Annotated in this window: 26 protein-coding genes and 1 pseudogene; 16 read left to right on the plus strand and 11 right to left on the minus strand. The window is 59.2% G+C overall.

Annotation, left to right across the window (positions count from 1 at the left end; translation table 11 throughout):
• Positions 1-160 precede the first annotated feature (160 nt).
• Positions 161-979 carry a M48 family metallopeptidase gene (locus tag ACZ9IM_RS28975; protein WP_476225723.1) on the minus strand — a complete coding sequence of 273 codons (819 nt, stop codon included), beginning with the start codon at positions 977-979 and terminating at the stop codon, positions 161-163.
• A gap of 1,363 nt (positions 980-2,342) precedes the next feature.
• Here ACZ9IM_RS28975 and ACZ9IM_RS28980 point away from each other — a divergent pair.
• Together ACZ9IM_RS28980 and ACZ9IM_RS28985 are read left to right on the plus strand one after the other, a co-directional pair.
• Positions 2,343-2,540 (plus strand): annotated as a pseudogene (locus ACZ9IM_RS28980) (HAMP domain-containing protein); the annotation flags it as partial.
• Between the two features lie 111 nt (positions 2,541-2,651).
• Positions 2,652-3,395, plus strand: a complete 744-nt coding sequence (locus ACZ9IM_RS28985; RefSeq protein ID WP_476225738.1) for a methyl-accepting chemotaxis protein — start codon at positions 2,652-2,654, stop codon at positions 3,393-3,395.
• 121 nt (positions 3,396-3,516) lie between these two features.
• On the opposite strand, the gene ACZ9IM_RS28990 is transcribed toward ACZ9IM_RS28985, so the two are convergent.
• The 3 genes from ACZ9IM_RS28990 to ACZ9IM_RS29000 are packed head-to-tail and all read right to left on the minus strand — an operon-like array spanning position 3,517 to position 4,625.
• Complete coding sequence (locus ACZ9IM_RS28990; RefSeq protein ID WP_476225724.1) at positions 3,517-4,140, minus strand: SOS response-associated peptidase; 624 nt, start codon at positions 4,138-4,140, stop codon at positions 3,517-3,519.
• A gap of 35 nt (positions 4,141-4,175) precedes the next feature.
• Complete coding sequence (locus ACZ9IM_RS28995; protein WP_427627152.1) at positions 4,176-4,436, minus strand: putative signal transducing protein; 261 nt, start codon at positions 4,434-4,436, stop codon at positions 4,176-4,178.
• 6 nt (positions 4,437-4,442) lie between these two features.
• Positions 4,443-4,625, minus strand: a complete 183-nt coding sequence (locus ACZ9IM_RS29000; RefSeq protein WP_007905243.1) for a CPXCG motif-containing cysteine-rich protein — start codon at positions 4,623-4,625, stop codon at positions 4,443-4,445.
• A 142-nt stretch (positions 4,626-4,767) separates the two neighbouring features.
• Between ACZ9IM_RS29000 and ACZ9IM_RS29005 the strand changes: the two genes are divergently transcribed.
• Positions 4,768-5,931, plus strand: a complete 1,164-nt coding sequence (locus tag ACZ9IM_RS29005) for a 1-acyl-sn-glycerol-3-phosphate acyltransferase (protein WP_476225725.1) — start codon at positions 4,768-4,770, stop codon at positions 5,929-5,931.
• A gap of 174 nt (positions 5,932-6,105) precedes the next feature.
• On the opposite strand, the gene ACZ9IM_RS29010 is transcribed toward ACZ9IM_RS29005, so the two are convergent.
• Positions 6,106-6,384: a hypothetical protein gene (locus tag ACZ9IM_RS29010; protein WP_427627148.1), complete on the minus strand. Its 279-nt coding sequence runs from the start codon at positions 6,382-6,384 to the stop codon at positions 6,106-6,108.
• 193 nt (positions 6,385-6,577) lie between these two features.
• Between ACZ9IM_RS29010 and ACZ9IM_RS29015 the strand changes: the two genes are divergently transcribed.
• Both ACZ9IM_RS29015 and ACZ9IM_RS29020 read left to right on the plus strand, forming a co-directional pair.
• Positions 6,578-6,784, plus strand: coding sequence for a hypothetical protein (locus ACZ9IM_RS29015; protein WP_427627146.1), 207 nt, complete (start codon positions 6,578-6,580; stop codon positions 6,782-6,784).
• A 328-nt stretch (positions 6,785-7,112) separates the two neighbouring features.
• Entirely contained in the window at positions 7,113-7,490 is a 378-nt protein-coding gene (locus ACZ9IM_RS29020) for a DUF6124 family protein (RefSeq protein WP_476225726.1), read from the plus strand.
• Positions 7,491-8,159: 669 nt separating this feature from the next.
• Here ACZ9IM_RS29020 and ACZ9IM_RS29025 read toward each other — a convergent pair.
• Complete coding sequence (locus tag ACZ9IM_RS29025) at positions 8,160-8,744, minus strand: YajG family lipoprotein (protein ID WP_007905851.1); 585 nt, start codon at positions 8,742-8,744, stop codon at positions 8,160-8,162.
• A 205-nt stretch (positions 8,745-8,949) separates the two neighbouring features.
• Between ACZ9IM_RS29025 and ACZ9IM_RS29030 the strand changes: the two genes are divergently transcribed.
• Together ACZ9IM_RS29030 and mqo are read left to right on the plus strand one after the other, a co-directional pair.
• Positions 8,950-9,183 carry a hypothetical protein gene (locus ACZ9IM_RS29030; RefSeq protein ID WP_008012002.1) on the plus strand — a complete coding sequence of 78 codons (234 nt, stop codon included), beginning with the start codon at positions 8,950-8,952 and terminating at the stop codon, positions 9,181-9,183.
• Between the two features lie 741 nt (positions 9,184-9,924).
• A complete protein-coding gene (gene mqo, locus ACZ9IM_RS29035) occupies positions 9,925-11,433 on the plus strand; it encodes a malate dehydrogenase (quinone) (protein ID WP_476225727.1) in 1,509 nt (502 codons plus the stop codon).
• A gap of 201 nt (positions 11,434-11,634) precedes the next feature.
• Here the strand turns inward: mqo and ACZ9IM_RS29040 are convergent, their stop codons facing one another.
• Both ACZ9IM_RS29040 and ACZ9IM_RS29045 read right to left on the minus strand, forming a co-directional pair.
• Complete coding sequence (locus ACZ9IM_RS29040; protein WP_429432144.1) at positions 11,635-11,922, minus strand: PA4642 family protein; 288 nt, start codon at positions 11,920-11,922, stop codon at positions 11,635-11,637.
• Between the two features lie 63 nt (positions 11,923-11,985).
• Positions 11,986-12,471: a hypothetical protein gene (locus tag ACZ9IM_RS29045; RefSeq protein ID WP_476225728.1), complete on the minus strand. Its 486-nt coding sequence runs from the start codon at positions 12,469-12,471 to the stop codon at positions 11,986-11,988.
• A 151-nt stretch (positions 12,472-12,622) separates the two neighbouring features.
• Here ACZ9IM_RS29045 and dauA point away from each other — a divergent pair, with 151 nt between their 5' ends.
• Entirely contained in the window at positions 12,623-14,344 is a 1,722-nt protein-coding gene (dauA, locus tag ACZ9IM_RS29050) for a C4-dicarboxylic acid transporter DauA (RefSeq protein WP_476225729.1), read from the plus strand.
• A gap of 98 nt (positions 14,345-14,442) precedes the next feature.
• Here dauA and ACZ9IM_RS29055 read toward each other — a convergent pair whose 3' ends face one another.
• Entirely contained in the window at positions 14,443-15,000 is a 558-nt protein-coding gene (locus ACZ9IM_RS29055; RefSeq protein ID WP_476225730.1) for a hypoxanthine-guanine phosphoribosyltransferase, read from the minus strand.
• 177 nt (positions 15,001-15,177) lie between these two features.
• On the opposite strand from ACZ9IM_RS29055, the gene upp reads away from it, so the two are divergent.
• Together upp and ACZ9IM_RS29065 are read left to right on the plus strand one after the other, a co-directional pair.
• Positions 15,178-15,816 (plus strand): uracil phosphoribosyltransferase, encoded by a 639-nt coding sequence (gene upp / locus ACZ9IM_RS29060; protein ID WP_007905839.1) that lies wholly within the window; start codon positions 15,178-15,180, stop codon positions 15,814-15,816.
• A gap of 2 nt (positions 15,817-15,818) precedes the next feature.
• Entirely contained in the window at positions 15,819-17,093 is a 1,275-nt protein-coding gene (locus tag ACZ9IM_RS29065) for a uracil-xanthine permease family protein (RefSeq protein ID WP_427627133.1), read from the plus strand.
• 160 nt (positions 17,094-17,253) lie between these two features.
• Here the strand turns inward: ACZ9IM_RS29065 and hemH are convergent, their stop codons facing one another.
• The gene (hemH, locus tag ACZ9IM_RS29070; RefSeq protein WP_476225731.1) at positions 17,254-18,279 is read right to left on the minus strand and encodes a ferrochelatase; all 1,026 of its coding nucleotides are present in this window, start codon (positions 18,277-18,279) and stop codon (positions 17,254-17,256) included.
• An 8-nt stretch (positions 18,280-18,287) separates the two neighbouring features.
• Positions 18,288-19,196, minus strand: a complete 909-nt coding sequence (locus ACZ9IM_RS29075; RefSeq protein WP_476225732.1) for a TIGR01777 family oxidoreductase — start codon at positions 19,194-19,196, stop codon at positions 18,288-18,290.
• A gap of 196 nt (positions 19,197-19,392) precedes the next feature.
• Between ACZ9IM_RS29075 and ACZ9IM_RS29080 the strand changes: the two genes are divergently transcribed.
• The 6 genes from ACZ9IM_RS29080 to ACZ9IM_RS29105 all read left to right on the plus strand — a co-directional run bounded on the left by ACZ9IM_RS29080 (position 19,393) and on the right by ACZ9IM_RS29105 (position 25,101).
• On the plus strand, positions 19,393-20,379 hold the full coding sequence (locus ACZ9IM_RS29080) for an NAD(P)/FAD-dependent oxidoreductase (protein WP_007905831.1): 987 nt from the start codon (positions 19,393-19,395) through the stop codon (positions 20,377-20,379).
• A 141-nt stretch (positions 20,380-20,520) separates the two neighbouring features.
• Positions 20,521-21,480 carry a YbgA family protein gene (locus tag ACZ9IM_RS29085; RefSeq protein ID WP_476225733.1) on the plus strand — a complete coding sequence of 320 codons (960 nt, stop codon included), beginning with the start codon at positions 20,521-20,523 and terminating at the stop codon, positions 21,478-21,480.
• Positions 21,480-22,421, plus strand: a complete 942-nt coding sequence (locus tag ACZ9IM_RS29090) for a MerR family transcriptional regulator (RefSeq protein ID WP_427627125.1) — start codon at positions 21,480-21,482, stop codon at positions 22,419-22,421. The genes ACZ9IM_RS29085 and ACZ9IM_RS29090 overlap by 1 nt, the downstream gene beginning before the upstream one ends.
• Positions 22,422-22,453: 32 nt before the next feature.
• Positions 22,454-23,902 (plus strand): deoxyribodipyrimidine photo-lyase, encoded by a 1,449-nt coding sequence (gene phrB, locus ACZ9IM_RS29095; protein ID WP_476225734.1) that lies wholly within the window; start codon positions 22,454-22,456, stop codon positions 23,900-23,902.
• A gap of 56 nt (positions 23,903-23,958) precedes the next feature.
• Positions 23,959-24,735: an SDR family NAD(P)-dependent oxidoreductase gene (locus ACZ9IM_RS29100; RefSeq protein WP_476225735.1), complete on the plus strand. Its 777-nt coding sequence runs from the start codon at positions 23,959-23,961 to the stop codon at positions 24,733-24,735.
• Positions 24,736-24,795: 60 nt separating this feature from the next.
• Positions 24,796-25,101: a YkgJ family cysteine cluster protein gene (locus ACZ9IM_RS29105; protein WP_063342543.1), complete on the plus strand. Its 306-nt coding sequence runs from the start codon at positions 24,796-24,798 to the stop codon at positions 25,099-25,101.
• The last annotated feature ends 1 nt before the right edge of the window (position 25,102 follow it).

The following is a 25,102-nucleotide window of genomic DNA, read 5'->3' on the forward strand; positions in this document are numbered from 1 at the left end:
TTGCACGGGTCGTATTTGCACTGCTGAAAGGGCAGAGTGAATACCAAGCGAAAACGGGTTGAGGGCTTCCCCTCAACCATAGAATCTCCCACAGTTGATCGCATTCCAATGTGGGAGCGGGCTTGCCCGCGAAGGCATCAGCGGCATCAACACATATCTATCAGGATTTCGATGCTTTCTCGTACAACGGCATCACCTTCGGAATCGCCGCCTGCAAGGCAGCAATCCGACTGGCCGACGCCGGGTGAGTGCTCAAGAACTCTGGCGGCGCGCCATTCGAGGCTTTGCTCATTTTGTTCCACAGGGTAATCGCCGCGTTCGGGTTGTACCCCGCGCGGGCAGCCAATTCGAGGCCGATCAAGTCTGCCTCGTTTTCATTGCCACGACTGTTGGGCAAGGTCATGCCATATTTCGCCACGGTGTCCGCCAGAGCCAGGCCGCCCTCGCCCAGGCCGAACAACGCACCAGCACCCTGCTTGGCCATTTCGATACCGTAAGCCTTGGACATCGCTTCACGGCCGTGCTCACGCAAGGCGTGAGCGATTTCATGGCCGATGATGGCGGCGATTTCGTCGTCGGTGAGATGCAGGGTGTCGATCAGCCCGGTGTAGAAAAAGATCTTGCCGCCAGGCCCGCAGGAGGCATTCAGCTCGTCGCTCTTGATCAGGTTCACTTCCCATTGCCACTGGGCCGAATCCGGACGGAACACCGGCGCCTGGGCAATCAGGCGACTGGAGATCGCCTGGACGCGCTTGGCATTGTTACTGGTTTTGTCCAGCACGCCTTTGCTGCTCGCCTCCCCGACGGTCTTTTGATAAGACTGGGCGTACATCTGGTTGACCTCAGAGGTCGACAACATGCTGAACATGTATTGCTTGCGCTCAACGCCCACAGCCCCACCGCTAGTGGTGTTGACCGACTGACAACCGGCGAGCAGCAGACCTGCGCTCAGTGCACACAAAACCAATGTCTTATTCATCAAGAAGCTCCCTGGAAACATGCCGCGTATCCTAGGTGGGGATTTGTATCGGCGCCAGATACAACGGACGTGTAGCACGTACATTTCAGACAAAGCCCTTATCACCGTAGGAAAAATCTCACATAACAGTGCCCACCACGGCCGCTCACGGCCAGCAGTGATTCATTTGCGACATCCAGCACTCCAAAACAGCCAATTCGTCATGCGTCGTTCATGACCTTCCAGCTTCCTGCCGATACAGCACCGCAGACGTCCTCTTGCGTGCGGAGCACCCATGAAATTCAAGTCGATCCAGTTTTCCGTTGCCGCCCTGGCCGGCGCCATTGTGCTCAGCGTCGTTGCAGCCCTGGTGCTGTATGCGCTGTTTTCCGGCGCCCGGACCCAAGACATGGTCCAGCAACGGACCCAGGCGCAGTTCGAACAAGTCATCGAACAACGCCTGACCTCGCTGGCGCAAACCCAGGTCAGCCAGATCCAGCGCGAACTCGAAGCACCGCTGCTGATCGCCGGTGGCCTGGTGCGGGTGAACGCGTTGATCGGTACCCCGGGCGCCGATGGTCAGCCACAGTTGAGCCTGAGCCGTGAGCAACTGATCAACTTGATCAAGGAAAACGTGGCCCGCAACCCGAAAATTCTCGGCACCTACATCGGCTGGGAAAAAAACGCACTCGACCACAACGATGCGGCCTACATAGACACTCCAATAGTCGGCATCGACGCCAGCAACGGGCGCTTCCTGCCGTGGTGGTTCCGCAACGAAGACGGCAGCCTGGGCCTGGACAAACTGGTGGACGTCGACGACCAGAAAACCCTGTCCACCGGCGTGCGCGCCAGCGAGTACTACCTGTGCTCCAAAGAAACCAAAAAATCCTGCGTGATCGATCCGGCGCCCTACAAGGTCGGCGACAAGATCGTCATGCTCGCCTCCTTCATTGAACCGATCATGCTCAACGGCGCGTTCCAGGGCATCGTCGGCGCCGACCTGTCGGTGAACTTCATCCAGGAAATGCTCCTGGGGGCGAATCAAAAACTGTACAGCGGCGCCGGTGAAATGGTCCTGATCGGCAGTAACGGCCGGATCGTCGCCTACACCAAAGACCCGAGCAAATTCGGCGAAAAGGTCAGCGACATTCTCGACAGCAAGCAGATTGCCAACATGGCCAACCTCAAGCGCGGCGAAGTCACTTACACCGTCGACAAGGCCCAGGGCCGGATCGAGTTGTACCTGCCCTTCGGCATCGGTCAGACCGACGCCCGCTGGACCTTGATGATGCAGCTGCCACTGAATGCGGTGATGGCGGACCTGCAAAAGCTTCAGGGTGATCTGGACGCACAGCGCAAATCCGACACCTTTGGCATGGCCATGGTCGGCCTGTTGATCGCAAGTATCGGTTTGCTGGTGATCTGGCTGGTGGGCCATGGCATTGCTCGCCCGCTCAAGCAAATGGTGGCGATGCTCGACGACATTGCTCAGGGCGAAGGCGACCTGACCCGTCGCCTGACCAGTGACCGCGCCGACGAATTGGGCTCGATCGCCAAAGGCTTCAACACTTTCCTCGCCAAGTTGCAGGCGATGATCACGCAAGTGGTGACGTCGGTGCAGAGCGTCAGTGATTCCTCGGAACACACCGCCGACATCGCCATCCGCACCAACATTGGTGTGCACAAACAAATGGCAGAAATCGATCAGGTCGCGACCGCCGTGCATGAAATGACCGCCACCGCCCAGGATGTCGCGCGCAATGCGACCCAGGCCGCGCAAGCCGCCAGCCATGCGGATCAGGCAGCGGCGCAAGGCATGCAAATCGTCCGGGATACGTCGAATTCAATTGGCGTTTTGGCGGTGGAAATCGGCAAGGCCGTCGGCGTGGTGCAGACCCTGGCCAAGGACAGCGAAAACATCAACGCGATCCTGACGGCCATTCGCGGCATCGCCGAGCAGACCAACCTGCTGGCCTTGAACGCGGCCATCGAAGCCGCCCGTGCCGGTGAGCAGGGTCGTGGGTTTGCAGTGGTGGCCGATGAGGTGCGCAACCTGGCGCAGAAAACCCAGAAGGCCACTGAAGAAATCCAGACCATGATCCAGCACCTGCAACAAGGCACCCGCGATGTGGTGCGGGTCATGGAAGACAGCCAGAACCGCACCGACGAAAGTGTGCAGCATGCGGCGAAAGCGGCCGAGGCGCTGGAAACCATTACTCAGGCGGTGTCGGTGATCAACGACATGAACACCCAGATCGCCAGCGCCGCCGAGGAACAGAGCGCGGTGGCGGACGACATCAACCGTAACGTGATCAACATCGGGCAAGTGGCCAATGAAGTGGCCGGCGGAGCGGATGAATCGAGCGCGGCCAGTGCGGATTTGACCAGGTTGGCGGAACAGCAGCGGCGGTTGATCAATCAGTTCAAGGTTTAGGGTTCAATGATCGTTCCCACGCTCTGCGTGGGAATGCAGCCATGGACGCTCCGCGTCCACTGTGACGCAGAGCGTCACGGGATTCATTCCCACGCGGAGCGTGGGAACGATCATTACGCACTCAACCCGGGGTCAAACACTCCGGCCCATTGAGCTTCGGATCGTTCACCAGGTTCGCCAGCACCCGCTCACGCAACGCCGCAGGTTCGCTGGCCAGCAACGCCTGCAAGGCATGCAACGGCGTTTCGGGGTTGAGCCAGGCTTCCTGCCCCGCCGCATCGAGAATCAGCGGTCGACGCTGACTCGCGGCCGGTTGGGTGATCACCGCCGTACTCAACCACACCTGTTCCTGCACCGGATACGCCTCCCAGATCGCCGCGAAGAACAGCGCCGAGCCCTCCCCCGGGGTCAGCCAGTACGGACGTTTGCGGGTGGTGCCGCGCCATTCATAGAAACCATTGGCCGGTAGCAGGCAACGACGCAAGCGCAAGGCTTCGCGAAACATCGGCTGTTCGGCAACGGTTTCGGCACGGGCATGGGCCGGGGTGCGGGACAGGTCGGTCAGCCACGGCGGCGTCAGTCCCCAGCGGGCTCGGGCCAACTCACGTTGCCCGTCTGCGCCAGCACGCAGCATCAACACCGAATCGTTGGGGGAGATATTCCACTGGGCCTGCTGATCGGCGGGGAATCCGGGCAGGGCCGCGAAGGCGGGGTTCCAGCGAAACAGGGCATAACGTCCACACATGGGGCAATACGACTCTTGATCAAACGAACGTCAGCCTAACAGACCAGCGTGCCGGGAAAACTCTCCGGCTCATCGCCGGACAGCGGCAGCGCGGCATTGTACGCGGTGATCAGCTCCCGGGCGTATTCGGCCTGATCGTTATCGACCGATAAGCCCAGCAGGCCGAACATCGGCAACTCCCCGGTGCCGCCGATCAAATCCCGGCCCACCAGATGCGCCTCGATACCCTCGCTGGCGAGCATGCCTTGAAGCAGTTCGCCTTCCATCAGGTTTTCCGGTTCGTAGATGCGCTGCATAGACCCTCACTCATTTTCGCTGTGAACTTCGAGCAACCATTCATGACCGTCAGTCTGCAAGACAAAAGTAATGGGACGGCAACACACAGGACAATCTTCGATATAGGTCTGATCGCCACCGGACAAATCCAGAACCGCCTCGGATTCTTCACCGCAATATGGGCATTCATAGCGCTCTGTTTCCAGCATCGCGGTCTCCCAAGTGACTTGTGCGTATAATCGCCGGTCTATTTGCAGGGCTATTTTCGTCTGGCTAACTTTTCAGACCGTGCCCCGTTGGTTTTCGATCAAAACCTTTACTTACCCTAGCCGTTTCTAACAAGAGAGCATGATGGGCGAATTCGATGCCATCCGACCTTACGACGACAGCGAAGTCCCGGCAGTGCTGAACCGGCTGCTCGGCGACAAGGCGTTTCTAGATATCCTCATCCACTTCCGCTTCCCGCGCTATGCCGGTGCCTTCGGCTGGATGCTCAAACCTCTTATAGCGCATCGGCTGCGCCGTGAGTTCGCCGACGTCAACTCGGTGGCCACCTTGCAGGACAAAGTCGAGTTTTACGTCGACCACACCATCGAGCGCGCCACGGACGGGGTGACCTACACCGGCGTGGAGCAATTCAAATCCGGCAGCGCCTACCTGTTCATCGCCAACCACCGTGACATCGTGATGGACCCGGCCTTCGTCAACTACGCCGTGTACCACGCCGGCCTGCCTACCCCGCGCATTGCCATTGGCGACAACCTGCTGCAAAAGCCGTTTGTCAGCGATTTGATGCGCCTGAACAAGAGCTTCATCGTGCACCGTTCGATCACCGGTCGCCGGGAAAAAATGGCGGCGTATCAGCTGTTGTCGGCGTACATCAACCACTCGATCCGCAACGACTGCGCCTCGATCTGGATCGCCCAGGCTGAAGGCCGGGCCAAGGACGGCGACGACCGCACCGAGTCGGCGATCCTCAAGATGTTCCACATGAGCCGCAAGGACGAGCCGTTCGGCGAAGTCATCCGCTCGCTGAACCTCACCCCGGTGTCGATCAGCTACGAATACGACCCGTGCGACCAGGCCAAGGCGCGCGAGCTGTACATCCGCGCCACCACCGGCAGCTACACCAAGGTGGCGGGCGAGGATGACGTGAGCATCGCCAAAGGCATCACCGGTTACAAAGGCCGGGTCCACGTGAACTTCGCCGCGCCGATCACCGAATTGTTCGAAGATACCAAGCAATTGGCGATCGAAATGGACAAGCAAATCCTCAGCGGTTATCGGTTGTTCCCGGTGCATTACCTGGCGTATGCGCAGTGGAAAGACGCTGACCCGCAACTACAGGTGCCGAAAGCGGCCGAGGTGTTTGCGGCGGACGAACTGGCCAAGGCTCAGGAAGAATGGCAGCGCCGGCTGGATGCCTGCCCTGAGGAGCATCGCCCGTTCCTGGTGCTGCAATATGCGACGCCGGTGCGCAATCAGTATCGGGTCAAGGCCGGGTTGCCGCTGTAAGGCAATGGCTGGAAATGACAACGGCGCCCTGTGGCGAGGGGGCTTGCCCCCGTTGGGCTGCGAAGCGGCCCCATTTCAGGTTCATGTACGGGGATGGGAGTGCTGCGCACTCCAACGGGGGCAAGCCCCCTCGCCACAGCAAGCTCCCTCGCCACAGGGTCTTGTGTCAGAACTTCAGACGCGAGTACTGATCCACGACACCAGCAACGCCATCCCAAGGCAGGCGAAACCGAAGCGGTAGAAGAAACGGTTCATGCGCAGGGTCGCCCAATCCAGTGTTGGCTCTTCGTTGGGACGACTTTGGCGCTGCGCCTCGATACTGGCCAGGGCGCGCTGTTCGCGGCGACGGGTGGCGTGCAGCAACCAGCTGCCCGGGAAGGCGAACAGCAAGGCCAGCAAATTGATCAATTTGGCGGGATGAGCAGTAAGAAGCGAAATCAATTGCAGCGACATCACAAACCTCAGGCAAACCGGTGTAGCAGACGCCGGACCGACGACCACGGCGCGGATTCTACCGAAACTGCCCCAACCTGCCCCGGCTTTCCGACAAATAACGAAACCATTTAGCCGATTACTGTCCTGTGTCATGGCACCGTCACCTGAATCCGCCAGTCTGTCGCCCCTCGAAACCGACACGGACTCCGTCATGCTCCACGCCGAAAACCAGGACCGCCTCTACCTCATTGCCCAAAGCGACGAACAACAAACCTTAGTCGGCAGCCTCGCCTTCAACGTTCAGGACCGGCATTGGCTGGTGTATTGCGCGCTGGGAGGGCATCAACATGCGGATTTGCCGGAAACGGATTTGCTGACGGGGGTGAGTGTTCTGGATTTTTATTCGGAGGTGGCTTGAGCGTCCTACAAACGCGGTGATTGAAACGGAAGATTCCGACAGGTTTTGAAGGTTGTCGCTCGGAAATGGGGTGGATAGGCTTTGGGGGTCGCTGCACATCAGCGACCGGGCGTCGCAGTCCGTTCAGTTCAGCTCATTTGGTGCATAATCGCCGGCCCAAACCGGAGCGCTTCGGTGCTAGTCGTTTGGTTTAATGGTGGCTGTGCGCGGGATACCTTCGGGTATGCCGGGTTTCCGAATGGCTCGGTCTGCGACCCCGCGTACAGCTGCCTCCTTCAATCGCGTCGCAGCGATCGTGGCAGCTAAACCTTTCATTCGGAGCGTCACCATGTTCAAAGCCACACCCAATCCTCCAGAAACCGACAACGTTTCCCCCTACGAATCCCTCGATTCAAAAAAACTCCACGATGCCGCTAACCGCGCCCTCGATCACTACCTCAACCCATCCGCCCTCAAATCACCCGTGGCCCGCAAGCCGAGCACGATGTACATGGTTGCGCCGGATATCAAAGACGAAGACCTGTTGGCCCACACCTGCGAATCGTTGGCCCAGGCCAGTGTGATGGCGAGTGATATTGCAGGCTATCTGGAAGGGCCGCACCGGCACACGGTGATGGCAATTCAACAGATCGTCATGCTGGCCGAGCTGGCGGTGAACCGGATGCTGGATAACGTTGCCATACCAAAACCTGCGCCACAGAGTTAATCCCCCTGTAGGAGCGAGGCTTGCCCGCGAAGACGGCCTGATATTCAACATTGATGTCGCCTGACACGCCGCCATCGCGAGCAGGCTCGCTCCCACAATTGAATCGTGTATATCTGCAAGGAATTGGTCGGCTGTCAGGCCGCCTTCGCGGGCAAGCCTCGCTCCTACAAAAAGCCAGCGGCGTACACCCGCCCCTCACCACTCAACAGGCCGAGCGTTAGCTCGCCTGCAGCTTTTGATCTGGCTTTTGATCTTGATCTGCCCGCCCCTTCGGGAGGCCTCGTTCCGGTGTTCATCTGGGGATTGGCGCGCAGCGCCGTTCGACGCAGTCGAACCCATCGCATGTAGGTCGTAGCGAAGCAGACCGTAGGGCGATGCCCCCAGATGGATACCGGAGCGAAGGAACGCCGAGCCTCAGCGAGGGGCCGGACGCTTGGGGCGAGACCTTTTGGGTACTTTTGGGGCGTTTGCCAAAAGTGCCTCGCCGTAAGGGCGAAACCATTAGCCGCCGTTACCGCAGCAACGGATATGTACACACCCCAACCAAAACATGGTCGGCCCAAAGGCCGCCATCGCAACCAAGACCGCAAAGGACACAAAGGACACAAAGGACACAAAAAAACCCGGCGCCATCACTGACACCGGGTTCTTTAAACAAGCCGCAAATCGTTACTCGGCAAGCACCTGACCAATCGTCGGATCCTTGAACAAGCGGGTCAACGCATCACTCAACACATCACTGACCAGCTTGGTATTGGTTTCCTGATTCGGCGCCATGCCAAAACGCTGATCCAGCGACGCACCGTAGCGACCGCTGTAACGACGGTTGGCATTCTGCACATCCGAACGGAACGTCGCGCCAATCGTTGCTTCAGTCACATACAGGCCTTCCTTGGGCGACTGATACTTCAGCTCGGCCAGGGTTACGGTCAATTGCGGTGCATTCAGCGCATTGGCAGTCGGGGTAAAGCCCAGCAAGCGCACGGCCGCTTCAGCCTGAGCCTGCAACTTCGGCAGAATCTGCGCGCCCTGCACGGTGATTGCACTGGTCTCCGGATACAGGCCACCACGAGTTCCCAAGGTTGGCGATGGACGACCATCCACCACACGCACCACCACCGGCTGACCACGGCCGACCGGCGCCAGCTGAGCCGTCAGCTTGGGTTCCGGGTTCAGTTGTTGCGGGCTGTGGGCGCAGCCGACGAGGGTCAAACTGGTCACAGTGATCAAACCGAACAACAGGCGTTGCAACATGCTCTTCTCTCCAGAATCAGGCACAAACAGGCCCGCAGTATAGCGGTGCGCCACTGCGGCGAACTAGCTTCGCACAACGATTACTGAAATCTCTGACAAACACGGCGCAGCGCGGTTCCTGTCACACATCTGTCACCGACCTTACACATGCACGTCATGGCTCACTGGCAACCTTCACAGCAGTCACCCCACAAGGTACTTTGCCATGCGTTTTCTCATCTCAATGTTCGCGCCACGTCCACTGCATCGCTGTTTTGCCCTGCTCGACCGCGATGGCCGCTGCCAGGCATTCAAACAGTGCAGCCTGCAGCCCATGGGCGATGGCTGGGTCGAAATCGAAGAAATCCGCCTCAACTGGCTGCACCATCCCCTGCCCGCCAGCGCCCGTGTCAGCCAGCGCCAGCCACGTGCGCGGGCACAACAACTGTTGACCACCTGACCGGACGCCTAATAAAAGTCATTAAACACGACCATTTCCCTGCGTTTCTTAGATACAATCTCCCCCCGATTATAAGGACGTCTCCTGATCGGGCCTCGCAGCATCGTCAATGCCTCGGTATTGACACCCCCGCACCGCCCACAGAGAGCCGCCCACACAGATCGAGTGAAGCTGGCGCGCTTGCTGTTCCCTAAGCAAAAACACCACTTTTCGCGAATCTGCAGAGCTGTCATTACGCTCGGTTACTGAGCTGTTTGCCCGTTTTGCTTGTCATGTATCCCATGGCGGCAATCCATCCGGGCACGGTGCCAGGCTGGGACAGCCCTTTTTTGAGGTTCACGTCTTCAAAAGAGCGTGAAAAAAACGGGTTTTCACAACTTCACAAGAGTGTGGCGAGCAAATGAATAGTTTTGCGTCTGAACATGCACCATTAGCGTCTACAACAGCCCAACGACACAGGACCGAGTATTCCTCGAACACCGGAGCCTGAAGCCTGTCCGCTACGGATTTGGTTGCACAAACGGATGTCTCGACCATAAGTCGAATTGCCAGCTGCGTGCCGAAATGAGTTCATGTGACTCTTGAAGCCAGGCCGCATGCATCCGTCGAAGTTGCAAAAAATTGCGAAGATTCGGACATGGCGATCCTGGCCATGGGTACCTGGGGCATCACTGACATCGCCCCGTCACTCCTGGCAGCTATGCCGACAATTTGGTGCTGCAGATTTTGGAGACGCGTTAAATGGCGCATAACGAAGCAGTCGACGTAGTACTGGTTGGGGCCGGCATCATGAGTGCCACCCTTGCTGTACTGCTCAAAGAGCTCGACCCCGCGATCAAGCTGGAAGTCGTCGAGCTGATGGATTCCGGTGCTGCGGAGAGTTCCAATCCGTGGAACAACGCCGGTACCGGTCACGCCGGGCTGTGTGAGCTGAACTACACGCCACAGGCCGCCGACGGCACCGTCGACATCAAGAAAGCCGTGCACATCAACACCCAGTTCGAGGTGTCGAAGCAGTTCTGGTCCTACCTGACCAAGAAAGGCACGTTCGGCTCGTGCAAGTCGTTCATCAGCCCGGTGCCGCACCTGAGCTTCGTGCAGGGCGACGACGGCGTCTCCTTCCTCAAGGAACGTTTCAAGACGCTGAGCAAACACCACGCCTTCTCGGACATGGAATACACCGAAGACAAGACCAAAATGGCCGAGTGGATGCCGTTGATGATGCCGGGCCGCGCGCCTGACGAAGTCCTCGCCGCCACCCGCGTGATGAACGGTACCGACGTCAACTTCGGCGCCCTGACCAATCAATTGCTCACGCACCTGACCAGCGCACCCGATGCCCAGGTCAAGTACTGCAAGCGCGTCACCGGCCTGAAGCGTAACAACGGCGGCTGGACCGTCAGCATCAAGGACGTCAATACCGGCAACAGCCGTGAAGTCGACGCCAAGTTCGTGTTCCTCGGCGCTGGCGGTGCGGCACTGCCGCTGTTGCAAGCCTCGGGCATCGAAGAAAGCAAAGGCTTCGGCGGCTTCCCGATCAGCGGCCAATGGCTGCGTTGCGACAACCCGGAAGTGGTCAAGCACCACCAGGCCAAGGTCTACAGCCAGGCCGCCGTCGGTTCGCCACCGATGTCCGTGCCGCACCTGGACACCCGAGTGGTCGATGGCAAGAAGTCCCTGCTGTTCGGGCCTTACGCCGGTTTCACCACCAAGTTCCTCAAGCATGGCTCGTTCATGGACCTGCCGATGTCAGTCCGCGCCGGCAACATCGGCCCGATGCTGGCCGTGGCCAAAAACAACATGGACCTGACCAAGTACCTGGTCAGCGAAGTGATGCAGTCGATGGAACAGCGCCTGGAATCCCTGCGTCGTTTCTACCCTGAAGCGAAAGCCGAAGACTGGCGCCTGGAAGTGGCCGGTCAACGGGTGCAGATCATCAAGAAAGACCCGAAGAAAGGCGGCGTTCTGCAGTTCGGTACCGAACTGGTCGCAGCCAAGGACGGTTCGCTTGCGGCCCTGCTCGGCGCGTCACCAGGCGCTTCGGTGACTGTTTCGATCATGCTTGAGCTGATCGAAAAATGCTTCCCGAACAAAGCGTCCGGTGAATGGGCTACCAAGCTGGCGGAAATCTTCCCGGCTCGGGAAAAAGTCCTGGAAACCGACGCTGCGCTGTATCGCAAGATCAATGCGCACAACAACGTCGCGCTGGAACTGGTTGAAGCCAGTAACGAGACCGAAAGCTACGCTTGATTCGGCCGCATAAAAAACGCCCCGTCCTCATTGAAGGCGGGGCGTTTTTTTATGTGCGATGAAACAAGCTTTGTGGCGAGGGAGCTTGCTCCCGCTTGAGTGCGCAGCGCTCACAAAATCTGCGCCGTTCGCAGAATTTTGGGGCCGCTCCGCAGCCCAGCGGGAGCAAGCTCCCTCGCCACAAATGCCGGTGTGTTGACGTTAACCGCGAGCCTTGTCGATCAACTCGATGTACTCGGCCGCGTTACGCTGATCCTTGATCAGGGCGACGAAGTCATTGCCGTGCTCATCCTTGCCATTCAGGTCATAGCCGGCTTCAACAAAGAACGTCAGAAAACGCTCGAAGTCATCGATGCGCAGGCCACGGTAGGCCTTGATCAGTTTGTGCAGCGACGGTGAAGTGGCGTCGACCGGCTCAAAATCGAGGAACAGCTTGATCTGTGCATCGCCGATCTCGTCACCAATCACTTGCTTCTTATCTTTACGCATTGCCGACTCCAGCTCGCAGACATTTCACGGGGCGGGCAGTTTACCCCTGCCCGGGCGTAAGGCTCAACGCGGACGAACGCTGCCAGTGTGCAGATCGGCCCAGATATGGCCGTTGGCGTAACTGAGGAACTGGCAATACACCGTGTCATTGCGCAACAAATCGATCACCACCCGGTATTGGGCGAGCGGGTAATAGAGGGTCAAGGTTTTGCTTTTTTCGTCATAGATAGGCTTTTTCAGGCTTTTGCTTTCGCCATCGAAGTTGACCAGCACCTGGCTGATGGTCGCGCCCTTGTTCAAGGATTTGCCCTTGAGGCGGATCAGCAATGGCGATGTGACCGGGATCGGCTGTTGGTTGGACTGGCGCTGGCTGCCGATCACCACCGAATACTCGGTGACCTGCAACAGTTGCTGCTGCTCGGGCTCGGCGTCGCGCAGGGTCAGGTCGTCCGGAGGCAAAAACTGTGCGTGCATCGGCGACGGGGCTGCGGCCAGGGGCAGGCTGAGGGTCAGCAACAGGGCGGCGCAGCTGCGGATCAAAAGGCTCATGACAGGCTCCGGGGGCGGGGCCGAGCACTCTAGCATGAGGATCTACCCGGCGAATAACCGATCCAGGTCAATACTCTGGAAGACAAGGCTGGGCATACTGAAAGAGCTTTCAGCCCCATTTCGACAGTGCACCCTCTGTTGTGGAGTACCCATGTCATTCTCCATGCCCCCGTTATTCGCCGCCTGGCGTCAGACTTGGCGCGCAGGTTATAGCCTCAGACATTTGCGCGGCGATATCAGCGCCGGGGTGACGGTCGGGATTATCGCCATCCCTCTGGCAATGGCCCTGGCGATTGCGGTGGGGGTAGCGCCCCAGCAAGGTCTGTATACGGTGCTGATCGCCGCGCCCCTGATCGCCCTGACGGGAGGCTCGCGCTTCAATGTCAGCGGGCCGACAGCCGCATTCGTGGTGATCCTGCTGCCGATCACCCAACAATATGGTCTGGGTGGCCTGCTGCTTTGCACCATGCTTGCCGGGGTAATCCTGATTGCCTTGGGGCTGATTCGGGCCGGACGGCTGATTCAGTACATCCCTTACCCAGTGACCTTGGGCTTTACCGCGGGGATCGGCATTGTCATCGCTACCCTTCAATTAAAGGATTTGCTGGGCCTGAGTACCACCGGGCATGCCGAACATTACATCGAGCAACTAGGTGCGCTGCTCCAGGCGTTACCCAGCGCCCGCCTGGGGGACGGGATCATCGGTGTTATGTGCCTGGCAGTCCTGATCGTCTGGCCGCGCTTTGTGCCGAGGATTCCGGGGCATCTGGTGGCGCTGGCCGTCGGCGCATTGCTAGGGGTGGCACTGGAAAGCGGCGGGTTACCGGTTGCGACGCTGGGGGAGCGCTTCAGCTATATCGTCGATGGCGTCAGCCATCCCGGCATACCGCCGTTTCTGCCGAGCTTCGACTGGCCGTGGAATCTGCCGGGGCCCTACGGCCAGCCGCTGCACCTGTCTTACGACCTGATCCGCCAATTAATGGCGCCAGCCTTTGCCATCGCCATGCTCGGCGCCATCGAATCATTGTTGTGCGCGGTGGTGGCCGACGGCATGACGGGCAGCAAACACGACCCTAACGCCGAACTTCTGGGTCAAGGCCTGGGCAATCTGGTCGCACCGCTGTTCGGCGGCATTACCGCCACCGCGGCAATCGCCCGCAGCGCCACCAACGTGCGCAGCGGAGCGTTTTCGCCATTGGCGGCGATTATCCACAGTGCGGTGGTGTTGCTGGCGATACTCGCCCTCGCGCCCCTGTTCAGCTACTTGCCGATGGCGGCGCTGGCGGCATTGCTGGTGATGGTGGCGTGGAACATGAGCGAAGCCCGGCACGTCGTACACACCTTGCGCATCGCACCGCGCAGCGATGTGCTGGTCTTGCTGACCTGCCTGAGCCTGACAGTGCTGTTCGACATGGTGCTGGCCGTCGCCGTTGGCCTGCTGCTGGCCGCCGGGTTGTTCATCAAACGCATGAGCGACCTCACGGACACCGCCGAACTGCCTCGCGAGTTCCATCAAGCCTTACAGGATATGCCGGAGCATGTTCGTTGCTATGCGATACGCGGACCGCTGTTTTTCGGTGCTGCGGAAAAAGCCCTGGGTGTACTGCGCAAATTCAGCCCGGAGGTCAAAGTGGTGATTGTCGAGATGAGTGCCGTGCCCATGCTGGACATGACGGCGTTGGCGGCCTTCGACAATATCCTCAGGGATTACCGCACCGACGGCATCGGCCTGATTCTGGTCGGAACCGCTCCACGGGTACGCCTGAAACTCAGGCGCGCGGGCATCCATCGGGAACAGCGACAGTTGGCCTACGTGAATAATCTGGAACAGGCTCGACGCAAAAGCGAACGCTGGCTCGCCGGACAGGGCTGAGCGCGCAGTTCAAGCAAGCTACGCACGCATCCCGATGTGAGGCCTTGCATTCAACTCAACGTGCCTGGCGGCCAATCGCCCCCAGACAGTCATCCTGTTTACATGCCTTTAACGGCAAAAATCCCGTTGGCGTTACGCCAGTAGCCTTTGTAGTCCATGCCGTAACCGAAGATGTAACGGTCGATGCACGGCAGGCCGACGAAATCGGCTTTCAGGTCCGGGCGAGCCTTGCGGTCGTGGTCCTTGTCGATCAGCACGGCGGTGTGCACTTTGCGGGCGCCAGCGTGTTTGCAGAAGTCGATGATCGCGCCCAGGGTGTGACCTTCATCGAGGATGTCGTCGATGATCAGCACGTCACGGTCAATGAACGAGACTTCCGGCTTGGCTTTCCAGAACAGGTCGCCGCCGCTGGTTTCGTTGCGATAACGGGTAGCGTGCAGGTAAGACGCTTCCAGCGGGAAGCTCAGATGGGTCAGCAGCTTGCCGGAAAAAATCAGCCCGCCGTTCATCACACAGAACACCACCGGATTGCTTTCAGCCAGCTGTTCGTTGATTTGCGCACCGACGCGGGCGATGGCCGCCTCGACTTCAGCTTCGGTGTACAGGCAGTCAGACTCTCGCATGATTTGACGGATATGCTCGAGATCAGCGGACATGGCGCTCTCCAAGGGGGTTTGAGGGGGGGTGGCGGATTCGGAAAAGCGGGCAAAGGTACGCATCAAGCGAGGCCAGATCAAGCGTTTGTGGACTAACGTTCTGTATGTCTATAGGACAACACCCTCGGATAGATTAATCTAGGCCGGTTTTTTTGCCCGCCGCCGGAGCCTTTCCCCATGCCCATCCTTGAGATCCGCCATCCGCTGATCCGTCATAAACTTGGCCTTATGCGCCGCGCCGACATTAGCACGAAGAATTTCCGTGAGCTCGCTCAGGAAGTCGGTGCCCTGCTGACCTATGAAGCCACCAAAGACCTGCCGCTGGAAAGCTATGACATCGAAGGCTGGTGCGGCACGGTGTCGGTCGAGAAAATCGCCGGCAAGAAGATTACCGTGGTGCCGATCCTGCGTGCCGGTATTGGCATGCTCGAAGGCGTGCTCAGCCTGATCCCGGGCGCCAAAGTCAGCGCCGTGGGCGTGGCCCGCAACGAGGAAACCCTCGAAGCCCACACCTACCTTGAGAAACTGGTACCGGAAATCGACGAGCGTCTGGCGATGATCATCGACCCGATGCTCGCCACTGGTGGCTCGATGGTCGCCACTATCGACCTGCTGAAAAAGGCCGGTTGCAAGGACATCCGCGCGATGGTCCTGGTGGCTGCCCCTGAAGGCATCGCCGCTGTAGGCAAAGCTCACCCGGACGTGATGATCTACACCGCCTCCATTGACGAAAAACTCAACGAACACGGTTACATCATCCCAGGCTTGGGCGATGCCGGTGACAAGATCTTCGGTACCAAGCAGAAGGACGCTTGAGCATGCAGCAAGAGTTCAACGATCCGCTCTGGCGCACGGTGCTGTCGGGTGCACAGATGCTGTTCGTGGCCTTTGGCGCGCTGGTGTTGATGCCGTTGATCACCGGCCTCGACCCGAACGTGGCGCTGTTCACCGCAGGCCTGGGGACGATTCTGTTCCAGATCGTCACCGGGCGTCAGGTGCCGGTGTTCCTGGCATCGAGCTTTGCCTTCATCACGCCGATCATTCTCGCCAAGGGCCAGTTTGGCCTGGCGGCGACCATGGGCGGGGTGATGGCGGCCGGTTTCGTCTACACCTTCCTCGGCCTTGCCGTGAAGATCAAAGGCACCGGGTTCATAGACCGTTTGCTGCCACCGGTGGTGATTGGCCCGGTAATCATCTCCATCGGCCTGGCCATGGCGCCGATCGCCGCCAACATGGCGATGGGCAAGGCTGGCGATGGCACTGAACTGATTCCTTACCAGACAGCGATGTTGATCTCGATGCCGGCGCTGCTGACCACCCTGATCGTCGCGGTGTTCGGCAAAGGCATTTTCCGCCTGGTGCCGATCATCTCCGGCGTATTGGTGGGTTTTGCCATGGCGTTCTATTTCGGCGTGGTCGACACCGCGAAGATTGCTGCTGCACCGTGGTTTGCGATTCCACAGTTCACGGCGCCGGAATTCAACTGGCAGGCGATTCTGTTCATCGTTCCGGTAGCCCTGGCCCCGGCCATTGAGCACATCGGCGGCGTGATTGCCGTGGGTAGCGTGACGGGGCGCGATTATTTGAAGAAGCCCGGCCTGCACCGCACATTGCTCGGCGATGGCATTGCCACCACCGCGGCCGGTCTGTTCGGCGGCCCGCCCAACACCACCTATGCCGAAGTGACGGGCGCGGTGATGCTGACCAAAAACTACAACCCGAAAATCATGACCTGGGCGGCAATCTTTGCGATCAGCCTGGCGTTCATCGGCAAGTTCGGCGCCCTGCTGCAAAGCATCCCGGTGCCGGTGATGGGCGGGATTCTCTGCCTGTTGTTCGGTTCGATTGCTGCGGTGGGGATGAACACCATGATTCGCCACAAAATCGACCTGGGCGAAGCACGCAATCTGGTGATTGTTTCGGTGACGCTGGTGTTCGGGATTGGCGGCGTACTGGTCGGCACCGGTACCGGCCCGGACGATTTCGGCCTCAAAGGTATCGCGCTGTGCGCGGTGGTGGCGATTGCGCTGAACCTGTTGCTGCCGGGCCATGACAGCTGGAAGCACAAGAAGGTGGAAGAGCCGTTGTTGTAACAGGCGACTCAATCCCCTGTGGCGAGGGAGCTTGCTCCCGCTTGAGTGCGCAGCACTCACAAAATCTTCATCGACTACGAGAATTTTGGGGCCGCTTCGCGACCCAGCGGGAGCAAGCTCCCTCGCCACAACAAGCCCGCCTTCACCTCAGAGGGTTTTCTTACAGTACCAACGGTGCCCGTTCACACAATGCGTTCAACGCCCGCACCCACTGCGGATCATCATTGAGACACGGCACCAGCACCAACTCCTCCCCTCCCGCTTCGCGGAACTGCTCCTTCCCGCGATCACCGATCTCTTCCAGTGTTTCGATGCAATCGGCAACGAACGCCGGGCACATCACCAGAACTTTCTTCGCACCACTTTTGGCCAACTCATCGAGGCGCGCTTCGGTGTAGGGTTCGATCCACTTGGCTCGCCCCAGACGCGACTGGAACGACACCGACCACTTGTCGTCCGGCAGGTCCAGGCGCCGGGCAAACTCGGAAGCGGTGCGCAGGCATTGGGCGCGGTAGCAGGTGGCTAATACTTCCGGCGAAGCCTTCTGACAGCAATTATCGCTTTTAAAGCAATGATGACCGGTGGGGTCGATCTTGGTCAGGTGCCGTTCCGGCAAACCATGAAAGCTCAGCAGCAGATGATCGTAATCCTGCTGCAAATATGGCGTAGCGCTGGCCACCAGGGCCTCGAGGTATTCCGGCTGATCGTAGAACGGCTGGAGAATCGAGAACTGCACGTCGAGTTTCTTCTCCCGCACCACTCGCTTGGCTTCTTCGATCACCGTGGTCACGGTGCTGTCGGCGAATTGCGGATAGAGCGGCGCCAGGGTGATTTTTTTGTGCCCCTGTGCCGCCATACGAACCAGCATCGACTCAATGGATGGCTCGCCGTAGCGCATCGCCAGCTCTACAGGCCCGTGAGTCCACTGCGCGGTCATGGCCCGTTGCAGACGACGGCTGAGCACCACCAGTGGCGAGCCGTCCGCCCACCAGATCGACGCATAAGCGTGAGCCGATTGCTCCGGGCGCTTGATCAGAATCAACGACACCAGCAAACGCCGCACCGGCCACGGCAGGTCGATCACATACGGGTCCATCAGAAATTGATTGAGGTAGCTGCGCACATCCGCCACCGAGGTGGAAGCGGGTGAACCCAGGTTGACCAGAAGCAACGCGTGATCGGTCATGCAACGTCCTATTTCTCAAGGCGGCTGGACACATCGTCCAACGCCGCGCGCAAATCAGTGAACTGGAAAGTGAAGCCCGCTTCCAGCAAGCGAGCCGGCATGGCCTTCTGGCCACCCAGCAGCAACAATGACAACTCGCCCAGGCCCACCTTCAACACGAGGGTTGGCATCGGCATGAACGCCGGACGATGCAACACGCTACCCAACGTTTGGGCGAATTCGCGATTGCGTACCGGCTTGGGCGCGCAGGCATTATATGGACCGCTGGCCTCATTGCGGTGCAGAAGAAAATCAATCAGGGCGATTTGATCCTTGATATGAATCCACGACATCCACTGCCGACCACTGCCCAGAGGCCCGCCCAGCCCCAGTTTGAACGGCAACAACAGCCGCGACAAAAAGCCGCCCTCGGCGGACAGCACCAACCCGGTACGAATGAGGATCACGCGAATGCCCAAGGCTTCGGCGCGTTGCGCGGTTTCCTCCCAGGCGACGCACAACTGGCTGGCGAAATCATCAATGACCGGTGGAGATTCTTCAGTCAACTCCCGCTCACCGCCGTCGCCGTACCAACCGATCGCGGAGCCAGAAATCAATACCTGCGGTTTCTGCTCGCGGCTTTCGAGCCAGGTCAGCAGGGTTTCGGTCAGAGTGATCCGGCTGCTCCACAACAACGCCTTGCGTTTGTGCGTCCAGAGCCGATCGGCAATCGGTGCGCCCGCGAGATTGATAATTGCATCCACCGGTTCTTGACCCAAGTCCTCAAGCCGTGCGATTCCACGTACCTGAGTGCCACAGACTTTGGCGACTTTTGCAGGCGTGCGACTCCAGACCGTCAGGCGATGTCCCTGGCTCAACCAGTGTCGGCAGAGTTGACGTCCTATCAAACCAGTACCGCCGGTCAGCAATATGTGCATGACATCTTCCTCGCGTGGCGTTTTACCCTGATCACTAGTCTATTTTTATAAGCAGGGATCTTTGGTATTGGGCAGGCTCTGTGCTTAACAATAGGCCAAGCTGTCAGAACGAGGACGCTAAAAGTTATACCAAAAAACAATATTGTACAGGTTTGAACCACGGCGTAGTCTGTACAGAAAGGTAAACGAGGCCCCTATGACTGTACCTATCGCAATCATCGGCACCGGCATCGCCGGACTCTCAGCCGCCCAGGCCCTGACGGAGGCCGGGCATGTCGTTCAACTTTTCGATAAAAGCCGCGGCAGTGGCGGACGCATGTCGAGCAAGCGCAGCGATGCGGGTGCTCTGGACATGGGCGCGCAATATTTCACTGCCCGCGACCGTCGCTTCGTCACCGAAGTCCAGCGCTGGCAAGCCAACGGCTGGGTCGCCGTATGGACGCCGCAGCTCTATACCTTTCACGGCGGCCAGCTCAGACCTTCGCCGGATGAACAGACACGCTGGGTCGGCACACCACGCATGAGCGCGATCACGCGCGGCCTGCTCGGTGATCTGGAAGTGCATTTCGCTTGCCGCATCACCGAGGTCTATCGCGGTGAAGAACATTGGCATCTGCAAGACGCCGAGGGCTTCACCCATGGCCCGTTCAGTCATGTTGTGATCGCCACGCCAGCCCCTCAGGCAACCGCGCTGCTGGCGGCCGCACCGAAACTCGCCGGAGCCGCCGCCGGGGTAAAAATGGAACCCACCTGGGCCGTCGCACTGGCGTTCGACACGCCACTGGAAACCGCCATCGAAGGTTGCTTCGTGCAGGACAGTCCGCTGGACTGGCTGGCGCGCAACCGCAGCAAACCAGGACGTGACACCACCCTCGATACTTGGGTGCTGCATGCCACCAGTGCCTGGAGCCGGCAGCATATCGACCTGCCCAAGGAAGCCGTGATCGAGCAATTGCACGGTGCTTTCGCCGAACTGCTGCACGATGCCATGCCTGCTCCGACCTTCAGCCTCGCTCACCGCTGGCTGTACGCCCGGCCGGCCAGCAGCCATGAATGGGGTGCCCTGGCTGATGCTGATCTGGGCCTGTATGTGTGCGGCGACTGGTGCCTGTCTGGGCGTGTCGAAGGTGCCTGGCTCAGTGGTCAGGAAGCAGCCCGCCGGCTGCATGAACACCTGCAGTGAATTGAATCGCTGCTGTCGACATGGGCAGCAGCACCGCAAAAAACCTATACAAAAACTTTGACTTGTACACCTTTGAATCTATGATGAAGTCATGTTGTACAGATCTAATAATCTGTACAGGTCTGGATTCGAGGCGCCCCGATGCCCCCTACAGCCATGAAACCCAAAATCGCCATCAGCGCTTGCCTGATGGGGGCCGAGGTGCGTTACAACGGTGGGCACAAGGCGTCACCTCTGTGCAGCCGCATCCTCTCTGACTATTTCGATTTCGTCCCGGTGTGCCCGGAAGTCGCCATTGGCCTGGGTATCCCTCGCGAGCCGATCCGCCTGGTCGGCAACCCCGAGCACCCGGAGGCTGTCGGCACCGTCCACCCTGAGATCAACGTCACCCGACCTCTGGCCGAGCACGGTCAAAAAATGGCGCTGGAGCTGGATGACATCTGCGGCTATATCTTCATGCAGAAATCCCCTTCGTGCGGGCTGGAACGGGTCAAGGTCTACCACGCCAACGGCGCGCCAGTGGACGGCGGTAGCCGTGGTATCTACGCCCAAGCCTTCTGTGCATTGCATCCTGATTTACCGGTGGAAGAAGACGGCCGCCTCAACGACCCGGTGCTGCGGGAAAACTTCCTCACCCGCGTGTTCGCCTACCGCGCCTGGCAGCAATTGCTTCAAACAGGCCTGACCCGGCGCGGCCTCATTGACTTTCACTCGCGCTACAAATACCTGCTGATGGCCCACAACCCGGTGCAATACAAAACCCTGGGCAACTTGTTGGGCAACATGGGGCAAACCGATCCGCAAGTGCTCGGCCCACGCTATTTCAGCGAGCTGATGGCGGCCCTGAAAAAGTGCGCCACACGCCGCACCCACACCAACGTGCTGCAGCACCTCAGCGGTTATCTCAAGCAGGCCATCAGCACTGAAGATAAACAGGAAGTGCAGCACGTCATCGGCCAGTACCGCAGGGGCATCGTGCCGCTGGTGGTGCCATTGATGTTGCTCAAACACTACTTTCGCCAATACCCGGATCCGTACATTGCGCAACAGGTTTACCTGCAACCGCACCCGGAAAACCTCAGCCTGCGAAACGCGATTTAATGAAAAATCCACCGGATTCCAGCGCCAGCGAAGACCTCGGCACTGACTTCAAGAAGGCCTTGGACGCTGGTTGGCTGCCCATTCGTGAAGTGTCCCGGCAGACCGGAGTCAATGCTGTCACCTTGCGCGCCTGGGAACGGCGCTATGGGCTGATTGTGCCCCAGCGTACGCCCAAGGGGCACCGGCTGTTCTGTGCCGAACACGTGCAACGGATCCTGACGATCCTTACCTGGCTCAATCGCGGCGTGGCTGTCAGCCAGGTCAAACAATTGCTCGACACGCCACAGGAGCTTACCGACCCCATCGGGAACGATTGGCTGGTGCTGCGCCAGTCATTGCTGCAAGCGGTCACTCAGCTGGCCGAACGCACCCTCGATGACACGGTAAATCAAGCGATGGCGCTGTATCCGCCACGCACCTTGTGTGAACTATTGCTGATGCCGTTGCTGGCGGAACTGGAGCAACGCTGGCAAGGCCAGTTCGGCGCTCAGATGGAGCGGGTGTTTGTTTTTTCCTGGTTGCGCAGCAAATTCGGCGCGAGGATCTACCATAACAACCGTCAGTTGCGCACCGCGCCGCTGTTGCTGATCAATTACTCGGACCTGCCACTGGAGCCTTATCTGTGGCTCACCGCCTGGCTGATCAGCAGCGTCGATTGTCCGGTAGAAGTCTTCGACTGGCCGCTCCCCGCTGGCGAACTTGCGCTGGCGGTCGATCACCTGCAAGCCCGCGGCGTACTGCTGTATTCCAGCAAAGCCATGAATCTTTCACAGCTGACGAAACTTTTGAATGGCGTCAGCTGCCCAAAAATGATTGCCGGGGCAACGGTGTGCATCCACCACACCGAGTTATCCGCAAGAACCGCCGCCATTGCTGACTTGTCCCTGGCCGAAGACCCATTATCGGCTCATCAGGGCCTGATTCAGCGCGGGCTCATTTAATGGCGTATTTCAATGATCGTGCGGATACCACCATGCAATTGATCTGGCTGCGCAGCGACTTGCGTCTACACGACAACACCGCCCTCTCGGCCGCTGCAGCCCGCGGCCCGAGTGTGGCGGTGTATTTGCTGAGTCCGCAGCAATGGCTGGCGCATGACGACGCGCCGTGCAAAGTGGATTTCTGGCTGCGCAACCTGAGCGAATTACGTCATGCGCTGGGCGCCCTGAACATCCCGCTGCTGATTCGCAAGGCGTCCCGTTGGGATGATGCACCGAAGGTCTTGCTCGAGTTGTGCCAGCAATTGAAGATCGGCGCAGTGCACGTCAACGAAGAGTACGGCATTCATGAAACCCGTCGTGATGCCGCGGTGGCCCAAATCCTGAAAGCCCAAGGCATCGACTTTTACCGCTACCTCGATCAACTGCTGTTCAAGCCTGGCACCGTGCTGACCAGAACCGGCACCTATTTCCAGGTCTTCAGCCAGTTCCGCAAGGTCTGCTACGAACGCTTGCATGCATCATTGCCGAGATTGGTTACCGCCCCCGCCATCCAGGCGCCGCTGGGTATCGCCATTGACGAACCGCCCTCTCGTGTCGAGGGCTTCGACACGCCCAGCGACAGTTTGCGTGCTCTCTGGCCGGCCGGCGAAACTGAAGCCCGACGCCGCCTCGAGACTTTTATCGACACACAGATCGACTATTACCACAGCGAGCGTGATTTCCCGGCAAAACCCGGCACCAGCCAGCTCTCGGCCTATCTCACCGCCGGGGTCATCTCCCCTCGCCAGTGTCTGCACGCCGCGTTGCAAAGCAACCAGGGGGAATTCGAAAGCGGCAAGGTCGGTGCCGTCACCTGGATCAACGAGTTGCTGTGGCGAGAATTCTACAAACACATTCTGGTGGGCTACCCACGGGTTTCCCGGCACCGCGCCTTTCGCCCGGAAACCGAAGCCCTCGCCTGGCGTGACGCCCCGAAAGACCTCAAGGCCTGGCAACAAGGCCGTACCGGCTTGCCGATCATCGATGCCGCCATGCGCCAATTGCTGGAAACCGGCTGGATGCACAACCGTTTGCGCATGGTCGTGGCAATGTTCCTGACCAAAAACCTGCTGATCGACTGGCGTGAAGGCGAGCGTTTCTTCATGCGGCATCTGATTGACGGCGATCTGGCGGCGAACAACGGTGGCTGGCAGTGGAGTTCGTCCACCGGCACCGATTCGGCACCCTACTTTCGCATTTTCAACCCCCTGAGCCAGTCGGAAAAATTCGACACCGAAGGGGTTTTCATCAAACATTGGTTGCCGCAGATCAACGAAATGAATAAAAAAGACCTGCACAATCCCGCGAGACTCGACGGATTATTCGGTGTGACGGATTATCCATCGCCGATTGTCAACCTGAGCACTTCCCGCGAACGGGCCTTGGCCGCGTTCAAGAACCTGCCGTCGCGACAGGGTTTATCGCCACCGGAATCACCTTGATAGCGCAGTTTTACGTATGAACATGGGATTGAATCAGGAAGATAAAGGAGATTGAGATGAGTCGTACACCTCCAAGGCGATACTGGTTGACCGGCGCCAGCAACGGTATTGGTGCCGCGTTGGCCGAAGAAATACTGAAAAGCGGTGCCCACCTGGCCGTCAGCTCCCGCTCATTGGCGCCATTGAAAGCCTTATCTCAGCGTTATCCCGGGCAAGTGTTGGTGGTTGCCGGTGATTTGACCAACAGCCAACGGGTGCGCGAAATCGGCGAGCAGATTGCCAATGAATGGGGCTCTCTGGACACCATGATTCTCAACGCGGGCACCTGCGAATACGTCGACACCAATCAATTCGACTCATCAGTCATCGAGCACATCGTGCGCACCAACCTGCTTGCCAGCAGCTATTGCATCGAAGCCGCCCGCCCCCTGCTGCGAGCGGGCACTGCGCCGCATCTGGTGGCCCTGGCCAGCTCGGTGACCTACCTGCCTCTGCCACGCGCCGAAGCCTATAGCGATTCAAAGCCCGGATTGCGTCACCTTTTCGAATCCTTGCGCATGGACGTGGCGCCGGAAAACATCGAAATGACCGTAGTCAGCCCAGGACTTATCGATATCCCCCTGAGCAACGAGGTCTCACAACACCTCGATTGGTCGGCGGACAAAGCTGCGCGGTACCTCTTCGACCTGCTCAAGCATCGGCCACTGGAGCTCCCTTTACCGGAACTGCTCATGCCTGTCCTTTGGCCCCTACCGCAAAATCCCGGCCAGAAGGGACTGGAAATCGGCAAACGCCTGGAGCGAAGCAATCCGCCAATCGAAGATCTGCCGTGAAGCCCGAGCGTCTGTCAGGCCTTTCACACAGCGCGGTCCCACTGGCTTACACTGCGCGCCATGAAAACTATTCCCCATACGCAAATCGCCGAACCGGCGGTCACCTGCTCGACCTGCGCGGCCTGCTGCTGCCAGCTTGAAGTCATGTTGATCACCGACACCGGCGTGCCCGAGCGTTTTATCGATACCGATGATTGGGGCGGGGAAGTCATGCTGCGACTGGATGATGGCTGGTGCGCCGCGCTGGATCGCGACAGCATGATGTGCACCATCTACGAAAAACGTCCGCTGATTTGCCGGGAATTCGAAATGGGCGCACCGGAATGCATCACCGAACGCCAGGGGATTGCGACGGCGTATCGGTGAG

This window comes from Pseudomonas sp. TE12508 (assembly GCF_056279485.1).